13 protein-coding genes and 1 tRNA gene are annotated in these 14,570 nt (G+C 56.3%); 6 read left to right on the forward strand and 8 right to left on the reverse strand.

All coding sequences use genetic code 11. From position 1 onward, the window contains the following. Window positions 1–203: 203 nt before the first annotated feature. Entirely contained in the window at window positions 204–326 is a 123-nt protein-coding gene (locus P1S46_08015; GenBank protein MDF1536429.1) for a hypothetical protein, read from the reverse strand. Window positions 327–519: 193 nt separating this feature from the next. Here P1S46_08015 and P1S46_08020 point away from each other — a divergent pair. The 3 genes from P1S46_08020 to P1S46_08030 all read left to right on the forward strand — a co-directional run bounded on the left by P1S46_08020 (window position 520) and on the right by P1S46_08030 (window position 2,213). Then, window positions 520–596, forward strand: a tRNA-Met gene (locus tag P1S46_08020). A 749-nt stretch (window positions 597–1,345) separates the two neighbouring features. Next, window positions 1,346–1,747 carry a helix-turn-helix transcriptional regulator gene (locus P1S46_08025; GenBank protein MDF1536430.1) on the forward strand — a complete coding sequence of 134 codons (402 nt, stop codon included), beginning with the start codon at window positions 1,346–1,348 and terminating at the stop codon, window positions 1,745–1,747. Continuing rightward, the gene (locus tag P1S46_08030) at window positions 1,731–2,213 is read left to right on the forward strand and encodes a protein-export chaperone SecB (GenBank protein ID MDF1536431.1); all 483 of its coding nucleotides are present in this window, start codon (window positions 1,731–1,733) and stop codon (window positions 2,211–2,213) included. The genes P1S46_08025 and P1S46_08030 overlap by 17 nt, the downstream gene beginning before the upstream one ends. A 258-nt stretch (window positions 2,214–2,471) precedes the next feature. Here the strand turns inward: P1S46_08030 and P1S46_08035 are convergent, their stop codons facing one another. The 4 genes from P1S46_08035 to P1S46_08050 all read right to left on the reverse strand — a co-directional run bounded on the left by P1S46_08035 (window position 2,472) and on the right by P1S46_08050 (window position 9,562). Then, complete coding sequence (locus P1S46_08035) at window positions 2,472–5,066, reverse strand: bifunctional aconitate hydratase 2/2-methylisocitrate dehydratase (GenBank protein ID MDF1536432.1); 2,595 nt, start codon at window positions 5,064–5,066, stop codon at window positions 2,472–2,474. Window positions 5,067–5,387: 321 nt separating this feature from the next. Further along, complete coding sequence (locus P1S46_08040) at window positions 5,388–6,410, reverse strand: peptidylprolyl isomerase (protein MDF1536433.1); 1,023 nt, start codon at window positions 6,408–6,410, stop codon at window positions 5,388–5,390. A 143-nt stretch (window positions 6,411–6,553) separates the two neighbouring features. Beyond that, the gene (locus P1S46_08045; protein ID MDF1536434.1) at window positions 6,554–7,627 is read right to left on the reverse strand and encodes a peptidylprolyl isomerase; all 1,074 of its coding nucleotides are present in this window, start codon (window positions 7,625–7,627) and stop codon (window positions 6,554–6,556) included. Window positions 7,628–7,906: 279 nt separating this feature from the next. Then, window positions 7,907–9,562: an NAD+ synthase gene (locus P1S46_08050; GenBank protein ID MDF1536435.1), complete on the reverse strand. Its 1,656-nt coding sequence runs from the start codon at window positions 9,560–9,562 to the stop codon at window positions 7,907–7,909. A 654-nt stretch (window positions 9,563–10,216) separates the two neighbouring features. Here P1S46_08050 and P1S46_08055 point away from each other — a divergent pair. The 3 genes from P1S46_08055 (at window position 10,217) to P1S46_08065 (ending at window position 11,976) form a co-directional block, all read left to right on the forward strand. Continuing rightward, window positions 10,217–10,507 (forward strand): hypothetical protein, encoded by a 291-nt coding sequence (locus P1S46_08055; protein ID MDF1536436.1) that lies wholly within the window; start codon window positions 10,217–10,219, stop codon window positions 10,505–10,507. Between the two features lie 221 nt (window positions 10,508–10,728). After that, window positions 10,729–11,292, forward strand: a complete 564-nt coding sequence (locus P1S46_08060; GenBank protein ID MDF1536437.1) for a redoxin domain-containing protein — start codon at window positions 10,729–10,731, stop codon at window positions 11,290–11,292. A 126-nt stretch (window positions 11,293–11,418) separates the two neighbouring features. After that, window positions 11,419–11,976: a hypothetical protein gene (locus tag P1S46_08065; GenBank protein MDF1536438.1), complete on the forward strand. Its 558-nt coding sequence runs from the start codon at window positions 11,419–11,421 to the stop codon at window positions 11,974–11,976. Window positions 11,977–12,213: 237 nt separating this feature from the next. Here P1S46_08065 and P1S46_08070 read toward each other — a convergent pair whose 3' ends face one another. From P1S46_08070 to P1S46_08080, 3 genes are all read right to left on the reverse strand, one after another. Next, window positions 12,214–12,471 (reverse strand): hypothetical protein, encoded by a 258-nt coding sequence (locus P1S46_08070; protein ID MDF1536439.1) that lies wholly within the window; start codon window positions 12,469–12,471, stop codon window positions 12,214–12,216. A gap of 141 nt (window positions 12,472–12,612) precedes the next feature. Then, on the reverse strand, window positions 12,613–13,953 hold the full coding sequence (locus tag P1S46_08075) for an adenylate/guanylate cyclase domain-containing protein (protein ID MDF1536440.1): 1,341 nt from the start codon (window positions 13,951–13,953) through the stop codon (window positions 12,613–12,615). Window positions 13,954–14,169: 216 nt separating this feature from the next. After that, a complete protein-coding gene (locus P1S46_08080) occupies window positions 14,170–14,310 on the reverse strand; it encodes a hypothetical protein (GenBank protein ID MDF1536441.1) in 141 nt (46 codons plus the stop codon). Between the last annotated feature and the right edge of the window lie 260 nt (window positions 14,311–14,570).

The raw sequence follows: 14,570 nt of genomic DNA on the forward strand, positions 1-14,570 counted from the left end.
GGTATTGTATATTGCCTGACAGGTGATCCGTGACTATATCCAACGCCATGAGGCTGCGGATCATTGTCTGGATCAACTGCAGCTACTCCGGTAGCCGCCTTTAGGCTGGCCGAAGTTTTAATAACCGCTTTGAGCGGTTCACAGTTCAAGCCCCCGGCTTTGCCGGGGGTATATGACTTCTTAGTACCTGGTACTCCGGTCTTTCACATCTTCCCCAACTTGACCAGCAGAACGCTGCCCATGATGAGGAAGGCGACCACGTAAAGGAGGCACCCGAGGGCCTCGAGGACCTTTCTTTTTCCGGTCTTTTCATCTCCTGAGGTCATGACCGATAGAATCTAGCAAAACGGCAGTTAAACGACAATCGGACTTTTCAGTGTTTTCCAGGCTGTTAAATGTCATCCGGGAAATGCCATGCCTCCTGACCAGAGGCATTTCCTGGTTTTGTTGACTTTTAGCCTGAATCGGGGTACTCATTTTTACCTTTCCGGGTCCATGAATGGGCCCGTCATAAAATCCGGCGGTGTAGCTCAGGTGGTTAGAGCATACGGCTCATATCCGTAGTGTCCGGGGTTCAAGTCCCTGCACCGCCACCAAAAAATGAACGGCCCCCGATTTGGGGGCCTTTTATTTTTTGGTGGAGTTTTGGGTTCCGGGTTTTGGGTTTTGGGTGAAAACAAACCTGGGTCGTTGTAAGTGCCTACAGACAAGGGAAAGGCCTCTTCCAGCTTAGACCGGGGGAGAGATTTCTTTGGTGCACAAGTGGTACATATAGCTCCCATGCTTGCGGAGGGATGAGCATCAGGTGCTCGAGGGGCACGTTATGCACCTTGACACCTCCTCCCCGATTCCCCATTCTGAACCCGCATGAATTCTATTGGGAGACGATGGTGGTATTAGGGGATTGTTTGACTTGACTTTATTAACTTGTGGGTTAACATGATACTCCTCTCAGTTGAGCAGAACCAATGGCACGTTCTTGCCTGCTGCTCGGATAGGGGTGATTGTGAACTGCTCGATTTCCTATACAGTCTTGACAGTCAATACACCTCGGACAGAGATGAGTTATTGCTCATTCTGAGGAGAACCTCGGAGAGCGGACCCTCAATACGACGTGAGGTTTCTAAACCCATTACTGGCCATAATAAGCTATTTGAGTTCATACAAGGCCGTATACGAGTTTTCTATTTTTACGACCGGGATAGAATGGTTATCTGCACACACGGTATTATTAAGAGATCACAGAAAACCCCCAGACGTGATATTGAACACGCGCTTTCCATAAGACAGCGCTACTTCAACGAAAAAACACAGGGCCAAATAATTATCAAGGATGAGTGATGCCATGGGAAAGAAGTCGTTTAAGGAACTTTTCAAAAGTGCTGAAACGGGTAACAATTATTGGATTGCGGATGCAAAATATACTTTTGCAGAAGACCTCGACAGGCTTGCCGCAGTTAAAAAGGTTTCACGCGCTGACCTCGCAAGACGGCTAGATACATCACCTGCATACATTACGAAGATTTTTCGGGGGAACGCCAACTTTACTATTTCAACAATGGTGAAAGTTGTTCGCTCTCTAGGCGGGCGACTTCACCTCCATGTTTCACCCGAGGGCCCTGATGTGAGTTGGCTCTATATTTATAAACAAGTGAAACATGAGCCCACAACAACCTGGCTTGATCGTGATATTTGGTCTTTTCAGAGTCAAAAAGAAGAGGGTGAAATAAGTGCCTCCGCCGATTGAATGTATTCATCATTTTTATCCAAAAATAATTGTGGAAGCCAACCCGAATTTCCAGCCACCTGCGGAACGTCTGGAAATTAAAACGAACTATTCTCTTCAACTACTCCAACATAAAGAGCATCCCCTAAAATGGCAGTTGCAATTAACTGTAACACCCGAAGCCAAATCAAAAGCAGAATTACCCTACAGGATTGATATCCAAGCGGTTGGTTTATTTGAAATTCATTCGAAAACGAAAGTCGAAGATGACGCTTTGGCAAGTATGGTTTATAAATATGGTGCACCAATGTTATACGCTTCCACAAGGGAGTTATTGCTAGGGATTACATCGCGTGGTCCATGGGGGGAGCTTAGGTTACCAACAATAACTCTTGGTGATCCCGATGAAAAAGCTCCCCAAAAAACTGAAAAGCCAGCCAAAAAGGAGCCGAAAAAACCACGAACCAAAAACAAAAGCAGCAAATAGCGTTCTAAATTCGCCATGAAGCGGGCTCCGGTCCGCTCTTCCTTCGCCTTGACATCCCTGTGTAACCCTGTGGTTCAGCCTGGGAATGGCTGAGCTGTGGTTAGTTGGCTTTTATCGTTTTTACGGGAACCGGCCTTTCCCCCCTAACCTTTCGTTTCCCTCTGCGTCCCTCCGCAAACTCTGCGTTTCCATAAAAAACAGGCCCCCTTTCGGGGGCCTGTTTTTTTGGAATCTGGAATCTGGAATCTGGAATTGCTCCTAAAACGCGAGAGGCACCGCCAACTGTTTCTTCACCCCCTCGACCCGCTCACGGTAAATGTCCATGTATTCCTTGACCGTAGGCATCCGTCCCAGGAGGGCGCAGACGGAGGCGACGTGGGAAGAACCCAGGTAGACCTGGGCGCCCGTGCCCATGCGGTTGTCGAAGTTCCGGGTGCTCGTGGAGATGACCGTCGTGCCGGTTCCGACCTGTCCCTGGTTGCCCATGCAGAGGCTGCAGCCCGGGACGTGAACGTTGGCTCCGGCCGTCATGAGAGCCTGGTGAACCCCCTCGTCGGCAAGGGCCACGTTGCTCTCGCGATCGGGGGGAACGGTCCAGAAACGCATGGTGGGGAAGATCTGCCTGCCGCCGATGATCTTCGCGACGGCCCTGAAATCGGTGATGTCGGTCATGCACGAGCCCACGAAGACCTCGTCAATGGCTGTGCCGGCGGCCTCCGAAAGGGTGACGATCCTGTCGGGATCGTTGGGGGCGGCCAGGAGAGGTTCCGTGATGGTGCTCATGTCCACATCGATGATGTCCGCGTAAGGGGCTCCCTTGTCAGCGGTGAGGAACTCGGGGTTCGCCAGCCACTTCTCCATGAGGTTGATGATGACCTTGATCTGTTTTGAGGGGTTCCTGTGGATGAAGTTCTCATCGAGGAACTTGAGGTTGTTCCTGACGAACTCGATGATCCTTTCCGGATCGTGGGAGAAGGCGCTCGCCGCCGCGGACCGCTCGGCGGATGTATCGGTGAACTTGTAGGAATCCTCGACGGTAATCCCCTCGAGACCTTCGATCTCAAGGATGCGGTCGGCAAAAACGTTGATTTTGGCGTCGCCCTTCCCGAGGTTGAGCTTGCCCTGCCGCATGGCGGCGTAGGGGATGGCGTTGACCAGGTCACGGATGGTGATCCCCGGCTGCATCTCGCCTTTAAACCGGACCAGGACCGATTCGGGCATGTCCAGGGGGAAGTAGCCCTGGCTGGCCGCGAAGGCAACCAGGTCCGATCCGGCGGGGAAGCTGATGCCGATGGGGAAACGGGTGTGGCTGTCGCCACCGGTGCCCACGAAGTAGGGGAGGCAGAAACGGTTCCCGTTGGTGTGAATGATCCCGTCACCCGGCTTGAGGGCGATGCCGCCGAGCCGGTTGACGAACTCGGTCAGCGTATGCTGCATATTGGCGTCCTTGCTACGCGGACCGGCGGCCGTATGGCAGAAGGACTGGATGAAGACCGTGGCAAAGTGAGTGCAGGCCAACTCTTCGAGCTCCTGCCGTGTCATTTTCCCGGTGGTGTCCTGGGAAAAAACGAGGTGGGCCTGCGGTTCGGAGTAGGCGCCGGGCAGGACGCCCTTGACGCCCGCCGCTTTCCCCACCAGTTTCTGCGCCAGGGAGAAGGGCTGACCTTCGGGGGCCGTCGGAGGCTCTGGCAGGGAAACGGCGGAGACGCCCGCTTCGATACCCAGCTTTTTGCAGTGCTCGATGGCCCTGGTGGTCAGTTTCCGGCCGATGATGAGAAGGTTCCGGCCGCCGGAGCGGTATTCGTCCACGATGGAGGCCGGTTCGATGGCAAACTCGACGAGGAGCTTTCCGGAACCGGATTCCGTGACCTTCCCGGCCGAAAAGTCCACATCCACGACCATTCCTTCGACGAGGGCACCGGCCTGACAGCGGACAGGCACGGCACCGCACCCGCGAAGGGTATTGAAGAAAATGGGGGCGATCTTGGAGGCCATCACGACCCCGCCCCTTCTCTTGTTGGGCGTGTTGGGAATGTCGACGCCGATCCACCAGACGAGGCTGTTGGAGGCCGATTTTCGGCTGCTTCCGGTCCCGACCACGTCACCGGCGAAAAGGACGGGCAGGCCGGGATGGGCGGCTTTGAGTTCCTCGACCCTCTTGAGGAACCCCTTGTCGTGGGGACTTGTGGAGAGCATTGTAAGGGCGTGGAGAGGGATGTCGTCCCTGGTGCCGGCCTCCTGGGCAGGAGAGAAAAAGTCCGTGTTGATCTCGCCGGTGGTCCTGGCGACGACACAGGTCAGTTTATCAGGAAGGCCGTCGGCCCGGGCGAACCAGTCCGCCTCCGCCCATATGCGGAGGAGATCGACCGCGCTGCGGTTGCCGCCCTCGGCCATCCTGGCGATCTGTGTCAGTACGAGGGGGGAGATGAGGATCAGGTTGGCCAGCGTCCGGACCGCCATGGCCGGGATCTCCCCGCCCGCCTCAAGGGCCTTTACAAGGTGAGGGATGTTGGCGCCTCCTCCCATCTGGCCCAGGAAACGGATGGCGTCACCCGCCGGGATGTACGGGGAGGTGAGTTCCCCATGGAGCAGGGCGCCGAGAAAATCGGCCTTGACGAAAGACGAGTCCGTGACCCCCGGAGGAACGCGGTCGGTGAGAAGGTGCATGAGGCTGGAAAGAGTGTCCTTCTGCCCGGCAAGGACGAAGGCGCCTGGATCGAGCTTCTCTTCCTGGAGCAGGGAACAGAGGGCTTCGGTCTGCTCCTTGTCAAGGGGAAGGGGCGGGATCCCCAGCCTTTCCCGCTCGGCGGCGGTTTTGAGGTAGTCGTTGGCGAAATCGGTCAAATTACTCATTACACCCTCCGGGAAGTAGTGGAAAAGACTGTCTCAGGATCTGGCGCGGCCAGAATCGAAAAATCCGGCATAATCATCGGAAAAAGTGGAGAAATACTGAATCCTGGCATGTGAACCCCGATACAGGCTGCGCAGCATCCTGTATATTGTATACAATTTAAAGGGCATGTAAAGACCCGAAATCCGCCTTGATGTTATATACGCGAATTTCGGGTGTGGGATGCCAAAACGCCGATATCAGCTGCTGTGTAATGCTGATCCAACTCCTTGGACACTCATCTGGAAATTTGAAATGTGAGATCTGAGATCAGTTCCCGGATCCTATTCTTTTCCCGGGATCCGGATATCAGCCTTGAGCCTGAGCTCTTGGAGGATCTTGCCGACCATCTCCTGTGCGTCCCTTTTCCTCAATGTCGTGGTGATCTGGTCCTGGACATCCTCGAAAGGCAGGGTGGTGGCGGGGCGGCGAGTGATGACATTGAAGATGTGAAACCCGCTGCGGGACTTGAGGGGCTCGGTGATCGCGCCGGCGTCGAGGGTGAAAACAACGCTGTCGAAAGGATCGTGCAGGTTCCCTTTATGAACGATCCCCATGTCACCGCCCGTGCTGGCGCCCCTGGGATCGTCGGAATACTTCCGCGCAAGGTTGACGAAATCGGCGCCCTCCCTGGCTGCATGAAGGATCCCGAAAGCTCTTTCGCTGGCGGACCTCCACTGGACCTCACTGTCTTCCTTCGGACCTTTCACAAAGATCTGCCTCAGATGGACGGACTCGGGAACCCTGAAGACATCCTGGTTCTCGTCGTAATACGCCCTTACCTCCTCAGGCTCGATCACGATCCCCGGATAAACCACCTTGTTGAGATAGCGCTTGATCGAGAGGTTGCGGAATATGGCCTTGCGGAACTGGTCCGGGGTCATGTCGTTACAGCTCAGAGCTGAACGCAGCAGCGTTTCTCCCCCGAGTCGCCGGACTTCCCTGCGGTACCGATCCTCCGTCTCCTCGGTCAGCCCTGGGAAACGGTGCTTGAGGCTCTCCTGGTAGAGGAGCTCGATATCGATGAGGCGTTCGAGAGTATGGGCTGTGTCGGACCCCGTTCCCGAAGTGGTTTTTGAAAACGGGGGGTCCCCCGGATGGCTGAAGAGCTTCCGGGCCATGGAGGCTTCCACAGCACAGGCGAGGTCAGCCTGGTAGATGGCAGTACCGTTGACGAAAGCTACCGGTATGCCGGTTTCTCCTGAATGTGCCTGGAGGGGAAGGAAAAGCCCCATGGCGGCGATCACTGCACAGAGGAGCACGGCGCGTGAGAAAGAAAAGTTTTTCAGTTCAGGTCTGCCGGGCATCTTGATTTTATGCAGGGTCTGTAAGCTCCGTACAGCGAGTTAAAGGAAACCTGGCGCCGTAGACGTAAAGAGGGGCGGCCCCGGATGAACCGCCCCTCCCATGATCGTTATCATACCCGTGCAGGCTGATTTGTCAATTGGGTCTACTTCATGGCGGGGGCGTGGGGGTTACCGCCCATGGTGGGAACCTGCGGCGGCTCGGGGTTGAACAGAAGCTCGATCTTGGCGGATTCCCTGAGTTCCGAGATCCTGCGGCCTACCATCTCGTTGACCATGCGGTTCGTCAGATCACCAGCAAGCTGGTCCTTGACCTCCTCGTACCCGACGGACTGGCCCTCTTTGCGCTCGGTTACCTTGATGATGTGATATCCGAACTGGGTGAGAACCGGATCGCTGACATCCCCCACCTTCATGGAGAAGGCGGCGTCTTCGAAAGGCTTGACCATCCTGCCTCTGGTGAAAAAGCCCAGATCACCACCCTGGGGGGCGCTGGGCCCTTCCGAACTGGTTTTTGCAAGTTCGGCGAAATCGGTCCCGGGCTTCCGCGCCTTCACGGCGATCTCGTTGGCTTTGGCAAGGGCGGAGGCTTTCTGTTCCTGGGGATCGGCCTCGGAGCTCTTGATGAGGATGTGGCTGGCTTTGACCTCTTCGGGGCGTGTGAAGTTCTGGGGGTTCTCGTCGTATGCGGCCCTCACTGCCTCTTCCGGGACCTCCGCTTCGGGAACGATGGACCCCTTGATGTAGTTCTGGATGGAGATCTGTTTGCGTATGTTGGATTTGAGGCTTTCTTCGGTGAACCCGCGGGCTTCCATTTCGGTCTTGAATTCGGTTTCCTCCGGGTACCGGGAAGCGAGCTCACCGTAGGCGGTTTCCACCTCTCCATCGGATGCGATAAAACCTTTACGCTCAGCCTCCTGCCAGAGAAGTTCGCCGTCGATGAGCTGCTCGAGGATGCGGGGTCCGAACTGGTCGAGGAAGGCGTCCGATTGGGAATATCCCATGCCGTTCTGCATGACCACGTTCCGGACGGCTGTTTCCAGCTGCGCCATGGGGATGGCCGAGCCGTTCACGACGGCAGCGGCTTCGCCCTTGACGGCGTCGGCAGACTTGTTTGTGTCAGGTGAGTCGGCTTTGCCGGTTTCGCTCTTTGTACAGGCGAAGGCAACAAAAAGAACGAGAGCGAAGATGACCAGAAAAGTGGTGCGGTTTCTCTTCATCGAAATTCCTTTCTGTTCATGCGAGCGGCCCCGGTGTGACGACGGGGCAGCCGGATGACGGGCTTATTCCAGCCCGGCTGTCAGACCCGCAGGTGGACACCGGGTCTGCAAGGGTAAATGACGGGGCACGCCCTGTTATCAGAGAAAACCTGTTTACCGCCGGGCGTGTCGATAAAAAGGGATAGAGATTTTTAACGCTGATGTCAAGCATCCGAAATCCGGGATCGGTTTGGGCCGGCCCATGGTCGGGAAATCTGAAGGGCTGTTCTTAACACGCTGCTAAAAAAAACTGGCCTTGGCGATGGGGCAGCGGCGGCCTATGCCGAACGCTTTCCAGCTGACCTTGATCCCGGGCGCGGCCTGCTGGCGCTTGTATTCGTTGCCCTCGACGAGGTTGAGGATCCTTCTCACCACCTCCGCGGGGTATCCCTTGTCCACGATTTCATCCAGGGTCAGGTGCTCCTCGATGTAGGCCTTCAGCACAGCGTCGAGGAGGTCGTAAGGCGGCAGGGAATCGGAATCTTTCTGGTCAGGGCGCAGTTCGGCCGAGGGAGCTTTCGTGAGGATCCTGCCGGGGATGATCTCACCGGAACTGTTGATGTGCCGGGACAGTTCGTAGACCTCCCCCTTGTACAGGTCGCTTATGACGGCAAGGCCTCCCGACATGTCCCCGTAAAGGGTGCAGTATCCCGTGGCCAGTTCGGACTTGTTCCCCGTGGAAAGGACAAGATGTCCGAACCTGTTGGAAAGGGCCATGAGGATGTTGCCCCGGATCCTGGCCTGGATGTTCTCCTCGGTGGTATCTCCCGGCAGCCCGCCAAGCCCCTCCGCAAGGTCGGCAAGATAGGTGCGGTAGATCCCCGTGATGGGAACGGTGCCGGCGGGCATCCCGAGGTTGCCGGCAAGGGCTTCGGCATCTTCCACGCTCTGGATGGAAGTGAACGGGGAAGGCATGAGAATGCCGTGTACGTTTTCCGGACCGAGGGCTTTGCAAGCGATAACCGCGGTGAGGGCCGAATCGATCCCGCCTGAAAGGCCCAGGACCGCTGACCTGAATCCGCATTTCGATGCGTAATCACGCAGCCCGATGGAAAGGGCCTTGAGGAGGGTGTCGGGGGAATCCACCAGATCAGGGACGTAGGTTGACTGCCCGGGAAGATCATCCAGGTTCACGGTGAGGACCTGCCTGGTGAACTCCTTGGCCAGAGCCACGATCCGTCCGTCCGGGTTCATGACCAGGCTGCGGCCGTCGAAGACCAGGGAGTCGTTGCCTCCAACCTGGTTGACGTACAGTACGGGTGACTTGTAACGGCGGGCCGTGTTGGAAAGCATCTCCTGGCGCAGCCTGCACTTGTCGTGGCTGTAAGGGGAGGCCGCGATGTTGACAAGGACCGTACCCGGTTTTCCAGCCAGGATCTTTTCCACGGGATCCAGGTCATATTGCCGCCGGGACCAGTAAGTCTTGTCGTTCCAGACATCTTCACAGACCGAAAGGGCGATGGGAGTACCCTCGACCTCGGTAACGGTCAGGCTCTGGCCCGGGTGAAAATACCGGCTCTCGTCGAAGACGTCGTAGGTGGGAAGAAGAGCCTTGTAGTGGACCGACTGGATCTTCCCGTCCCGGACGAGGACCGCCGCGTTGGAAAGGGGTTTGCCCTCCAGGGAAGGGTCCCTCGACAAAATGGTCCCGAAAAGGATGGAGACGGGGAGGTGCGAGCTCTCTTCCAGGAGCTTTTCAAGGGCCTCCGCGGCCTTGAGAACGAAGGACCTGTTCTCAAGGAGGTCCAGGGGAGGGTAGCCCGTCAGGGAAAGCTCGGGGAAGACAGCCAGCGTGGCACCGTTGCCCACGGCCTCCCGGGCGCCTTCCAGGATCAGGGCGAGGTTGCCTCCAAAGTCCCCGACAGTCGTATTGACCTGGTGAAGGGTGACGATCAAGCCGGTTCCCTTTGGAGAATTTTCAGCCACATGATCTGGAATAATCGTTTATCATGAAAAAAGTGTCAATATCCCGAAATCCGCAATGGTTCGGGCTGGCCCTGGGGGGGGGTGTATATGAAGGGTCTGTTTTGATAACCTGACGACGGCCAGGGTGTTGCGAGCAGGCTGTCCGGAGTCTGTGCGTAATCAAACACTACATATCCGGTTGAACCTAATGGTCAGTTGATGACCTCGCAAGCAGTCATCAACGCGCCCAGTGTGGGGCGCCCGCATCAATGACCGGCAAAAGCAGCCGCGCCTGAAAGAGGCGCCCGGATCGATGACCCGTGAAAACTGCCGCGCCCGGGGTGGGCGCCCGGATCAATGGCCTAACAAAGTGTCATTGATCCGTGAGGGAACCGAAAACCACGCTTTTCGGTTCCCGTTGAGCCAAAGTCCCGCACGGACTTTGGCGATATATTAGTAGTCACCGTGAGGAAAGGGAAAACCACGCTTTTCCCTTTCCGTTGAGCGAAAGTCCCGCATGGACTTTCGCGATATATTAGTACTTAGGGAACCCCCCCCGGCTTTGCCGGGGGTACATGACAGGAGCAGGACAATGAGCAAGGCAACGGCAATAAAGAGAGCCGCATCAAACCCGAAGGCAATACCATGAACTGCGGGAAGATCATCGTCCACGGCTCTGCCGGGGACGACCTCGGCTACGGGATGCGAGGCGGGGAGATCTATATCCGCGGCAACGTGGAGACCCACCAGATCGGCGCGGAAGTCGGGATCACCGAACCTTCTGACGCGGAGTGGAGCGATATTGAAAAATACGTGGTCAACTTCTGCAAGGTCTTCCACCTGGAGAAAAACCACGTCAAGCTTTTGAAAAGGGAAAAGTTCTGGAGGCTGTCCGCACGGAGCAAAAGACCCTACGGAAGGCTATACGCGTATTAAGCTGATACTTTTACCCCACAAGTGGTCTTATCACTCACATTGTTCCACGCCAGACTTCCAATAAATATTCACACTGCGAAACGTCCCACGTAACCCCTTGTAATCACAAATAAAATAAAATTTACAAATTTGTCATTATTGGCACCGATGTTGCTGTAACCCAGGCATCGAATTGTATATGGGGCCACCCCATTGATACCGGTTGACGGAGGTAAATGGAAATGAAACGAATATTTTCACTCAGCAAAAGTAAAGCGCAACTCGTTACGGGAGTTGTGCTCAGTTGCCTGCTGATGGCGACAATGGCCTTCGCGGACGGTCCCGCCGTCGGTGAACCGGCACCCGATTTCTCCTCCCTTGCCACCTCCGGCAGGCAGTTCAGCCTCTCGGAAAACAGCGGGCGACCTGTACTGTTGTCGTTCTGGTCCCCCTGGTGTTCTTTCGAACGGCAGGAGTTGTCTTTCCTTAAAGCTGTCAATGAACGCTACCCCGATGTGCTCATTGCCATCGTGGATGCCGAATCCGGGACACCGAGCATAAGATCACTGACCATGATATCCCGTTCCCTCGAGGAGTGGGGCATCGACGCCAGGGTCATCGTTGACAAGGGCCTGGAGGTCACGGAACTTTACAATATTACCACTCTGCCCACCAGCATGGTCATCGATCCCACGGGCCGTATCGTTCACTGGCAGGCCAACTACTTCAAGGGAGCCGACGCCGAGGTCAACGCCAGCCTGGACCGTGCGTATTCGGTATCGATGGTAAAGTATACTGTCAACTGATCGCCTTAACTCGTCGTAAAAAGGAGCCTTCGGGCTCCTTTTTTTCAAGATAGCGACAAGGTGAAAGTTTTCCGGTTTCAACGACTTGCTGTTGGCGGCTGGTTGCGGGTCTGCTAGATTGGTCCCATGCCAACCGGTACCCACGAACAACCAAAGAAGCATCTCTGTTCCCGTTGCGGCAAGAAGATCGTGGGCGTCATCCCGAAGTGGGACGGCGAAAAACCGGTGTGCCGGGAGTGCGCCTTTGCCGGGCCGGTAAAGGTACCGTTCCCCAGGAGGCGGAGGCCGAAAAAGGAATCCGGAGCGAAGCCAAAGGGGCGGAAGCCTTTGTCCATTTCTCCTCTTGCCATAGGTGCGGGAGTCCTGGTCATCCTGGGCATCCTTTTCCTGTGGACCTCACGGATTCCCTTCGGCTCCCTGGATTACCTCGACATAACCTACGAGGGAGACGCGGAACTGGACCGTGACGGACGCCAGTGCGTGGCCAACCTCATGGTGATGTCGAAATACCTTTCGGAAGGGGCGATCTCCTGGCCGACCCGCCTGTGTCCCGCGACAGGAAAGGCATACAAGGTCTCCAGGGAGCCTGGGGAGGTAGTCATCGTTTGTCCCAACCCCGGGAAACACGGCCTGTCGCGCCTGTGGGTGAGTCTGGGAACCCCGGTGGTACAGGTGAAAAAATAAATTTACAGAAAAGAACAAAGATCCGTCTCGCACTCTTCGACAGGCTCAGGACAGGCAGCTTGTTCACCATTGCTCGCAGGGCGACGGTGGAAGCCGTGGAGTTCGCAGAGGAAAGCTGTTAAACGGGGGAAATACTCGGGCATATTGCTTTTAATGCTCCAAAGAGCGTTTATCCCCGGGCATATTTTGAGATTTGAGATCTGAGATTTTAAATTGGGTAAGCCGGCAGCTGCCGGCTTACTTGCTATCCATCTCCCAGACGCCGTCCCAATCCTCCCGGGGCGGTTTTTTCTCAAAGTGCAGGCACCTTTGCAGGAGTGTCCAGGAAGCCTTGTCGTCGGGGTTCAGGTGGAGGGCTTTCTGCAGTTCTTCCCGTGCCGTTACCCATTCCCCCCGGGTGTAAAGCTCAAGGCCTTTCTGGTGGCGCCCGATGACCTCTTCCATCTCCGGGAATGCGCTCCCGGTATAAAAGTCCATGACTTCGTAGATACTCACCGGCTTTGTCTTCCCTTTTACACGTATGCTGTCGAGTTTCCGGAGGACGAAATCGTCCGTCAAGGCGTCCCTGGTGAACTCGCTGACGATGATCCTTGATCCATATACCTTGATCCATGGTGAACTCGCTGACGATGATCCTTATACCTTGTTGGCCCCTTCGAGACGGGCGGCCAGATTGACACCGTCCCCGATGACGGTGTAGTCCATCCTCCTGATCGACCCGATATTGCCTGATAGGATCTCTTCGGTGTTGATGCCGATCCCTATTTCAAGGGGCTTCATTCCCCGTTCCCTGAGGGACCGGTTCAGGTCAGCAAGACCTCGCATCATCCCCACCGCGGCCCTCACCGAGTTGTCGGCATCCTCTCCACTGGCGAAAGGGGGGCCGAAGACGGCCATGATGGCGTCGCCTATGTACTTGTCGAGAATCCCCTTGTAGCGGAACACGATGTCCACCATGACAGTGAAATATTCGTTGAGCATGGTTACGACATCCGAGGCGGTCATCCCCTCGGAGCGGGTGGTAAAGCTCCGGATATCCGAAAAGAGGACGGAGGCCACCTGGGTGGTGCCGCCAAGCATCTCTTCTCCACTTTCGATGAGCTTTTCGGCGACCTCCTTGGTCATGTACCTGGCCATGGTGCCTTTCAGGCGCTTTTCCTTCGTGATGTCCTCGATGACGAGCATGGTCCCGATGGGTTCCTCCTTGACGCTGATGAGGGGAACCACGGTCAGGTTGATGGAATGGAACTTTTCACCGGGCATTTCGAGCTCGGCATCCACGGAAATGTCCGGCTCCATGGATCCCCGGACCCTGGTGATCCGATCGTGGATCCAGCTGTTGGCACCTGAAAAGAGGGCCGAGCTCACCTGTCCGACGAGGAGCCTTTCGGGGCGGCGAAGGATCCGCTGGGCCGCGGTGTTAACCTTGACAACCCGGCCATCAGGACCGAGAGTCAGTACGCCGTTTGAAAGGCTCCCCAGCATGCTCTCGTTGTAGTTCTTCATGTTGAGGACTTCCTCGAAAAGCTGGGCGTTCTCGATGGAGATGGAAGCCTGGGCGGAGAACGCCTTGAGACGGCGCTCGTCTTCCCGGGTAAAGGTGCCCCCTTTTTTGTTGAGCACCTGGACGACGCCGATGGTGATCCCTTTTTTGTTGATAACCGGCATGCACAGGATGGACCTGGTGCGGTACCCTGTCTTCGTGTCCACGTCGGGGTTGAAGCGCGGGTCATCGTAGGCCTCCGGTATGTTGACCGTGTGCCCCGTGGTGAAGACAGACCCGGCAATGCCCAGATGGCTTGGGAAACGGATCTCGTTGATCTTCTCGCCCTGGGCTACCTGTGACCACAGCTCGCCCGTCCTGCCGTCGTAGAGGAACAGCGTGCTCCTGTCGGCCTCCAGGATGTCCGTGGTGGTCTCCATGATCTTTTCCAGCAGGGGGAGCAGCTGGAGTTCCGAGGAAATGGCGTTGGTCACCTCAAGGAGCTTGCTCTCCTCCTCGCGGGCCCGTCGCACCTGGTCGAAAAGGTTGGTGCTCTGGAGGGCGGCCGAGGTCTGGAGGGTGATGGCTTCGAGGAGGATACGGATGTCGCCCTGATCCAGGCGGTGCCTCAGAACCTGGCTGACGATGTCCAGGCCAGGATCGACCAGGGTGCCCCGCTCCTGGGCTCAAAGGGCCCTTTTGAGCATGTCCTAGTTGAGGTACATGTCGCTGAGGATCTCCCCGAGCCGCCTGGTACCGTCCTCGGCTTTCTGGACTTCGAGGGCCTTCTGGATGTCCTCTTCGGTGATGTACCCGAGCCGGGACAGTATCTCGCCTGGCTTGCTGGACATGGGGTTCTCCTGGCATCGTGCCGGAAAGCTGTAATAATCCGGCAGGTTAGCAGAAACCGGTGCGCCACGGAAAGGGGAGAAGTTTACAGTTCACAGTTTGCGGTTTACGGTAAAGCATGGTCATTGGTGAATCGTGATCGAAGGGTGCGTTCTTCTTTTGCTTTCAGCTTTAACCCTTGATAAGGTCGCAAAAAGTCCAATCCGGGACTTTTCGCTCCACGGAAAGGGAAAAGCGTCGTTTTCCCTTTCCTTACAATGAC

Source organism: bacterium, assembly GCA_029210545.1.
Lineage (GTDB): Bacteria > BMS3Abin14 > BMS3Abin14 > BMS3Abin14 > BMS3Abin14 > JARGFV01.

Coding starts and splice junctions, on each gene's coding strand:
- P1S46_08015 (MDF1536429.1), bottom strand. CDS start 326: ATGACCTCAGGAGATGAAAAGACCGGAAAAAGAAAGGTCCTCGAGGCC.
- P1S46_08025 (MDF1536430.1), top strand. CDS start 1,346: ATGGGAAAGAAGTCGTTTAAGGAACTTTTCAAAAGTGCTGAAACGGGT.
- P1S46_08035 (MDF1536432.1), bottom strand. CDS start 5,066: ATGAGTAATTTGACCGATTTCGCCAACGACTACCTCAAAACCGCCGCC.
- P1S46_08040 (MDF1536433.1), bottom strand. CDS start 6,410: ATGCCCGGCAGACCTGAACTGAAAAACTTTTCTTTCTCACGCGCCGTG.
- P1S46_08045 (MDF1536434.1), bottom strand. CDS start 7,627: ATGAAGAGAAACCGCACCACTTTTCTGGTCATCTTCGCTCTCGTTCTT.
- P1S46_08055 (MDF1536436.1), top strand. CDS start 10,217: ATGAACTGCGGGAAGATCATCGTCCACGGCTCTGCCGGGGACGACCTC.
- P1S46_08060 (MDF1536437.1), top strand. CDS start 10,729: ATGAAACGAATATTTTCACTCAGCAAAAGTAAAGCGCAACTCGTTACG.
- P1S46_08065 (MDF1536438.1), top strand. CDS start 11,419: ATGCCAACCGGTACCCACGAACAACCAAAGAAGCATCTCTGTTCCCGT.
- P1S46_08080 (MDF1536441.1), bottom strand. CDS start 14,310: ATGTCCAGCAAGCCAGGCGAGATACTGTCCCGGCTCGGGTACATCACC.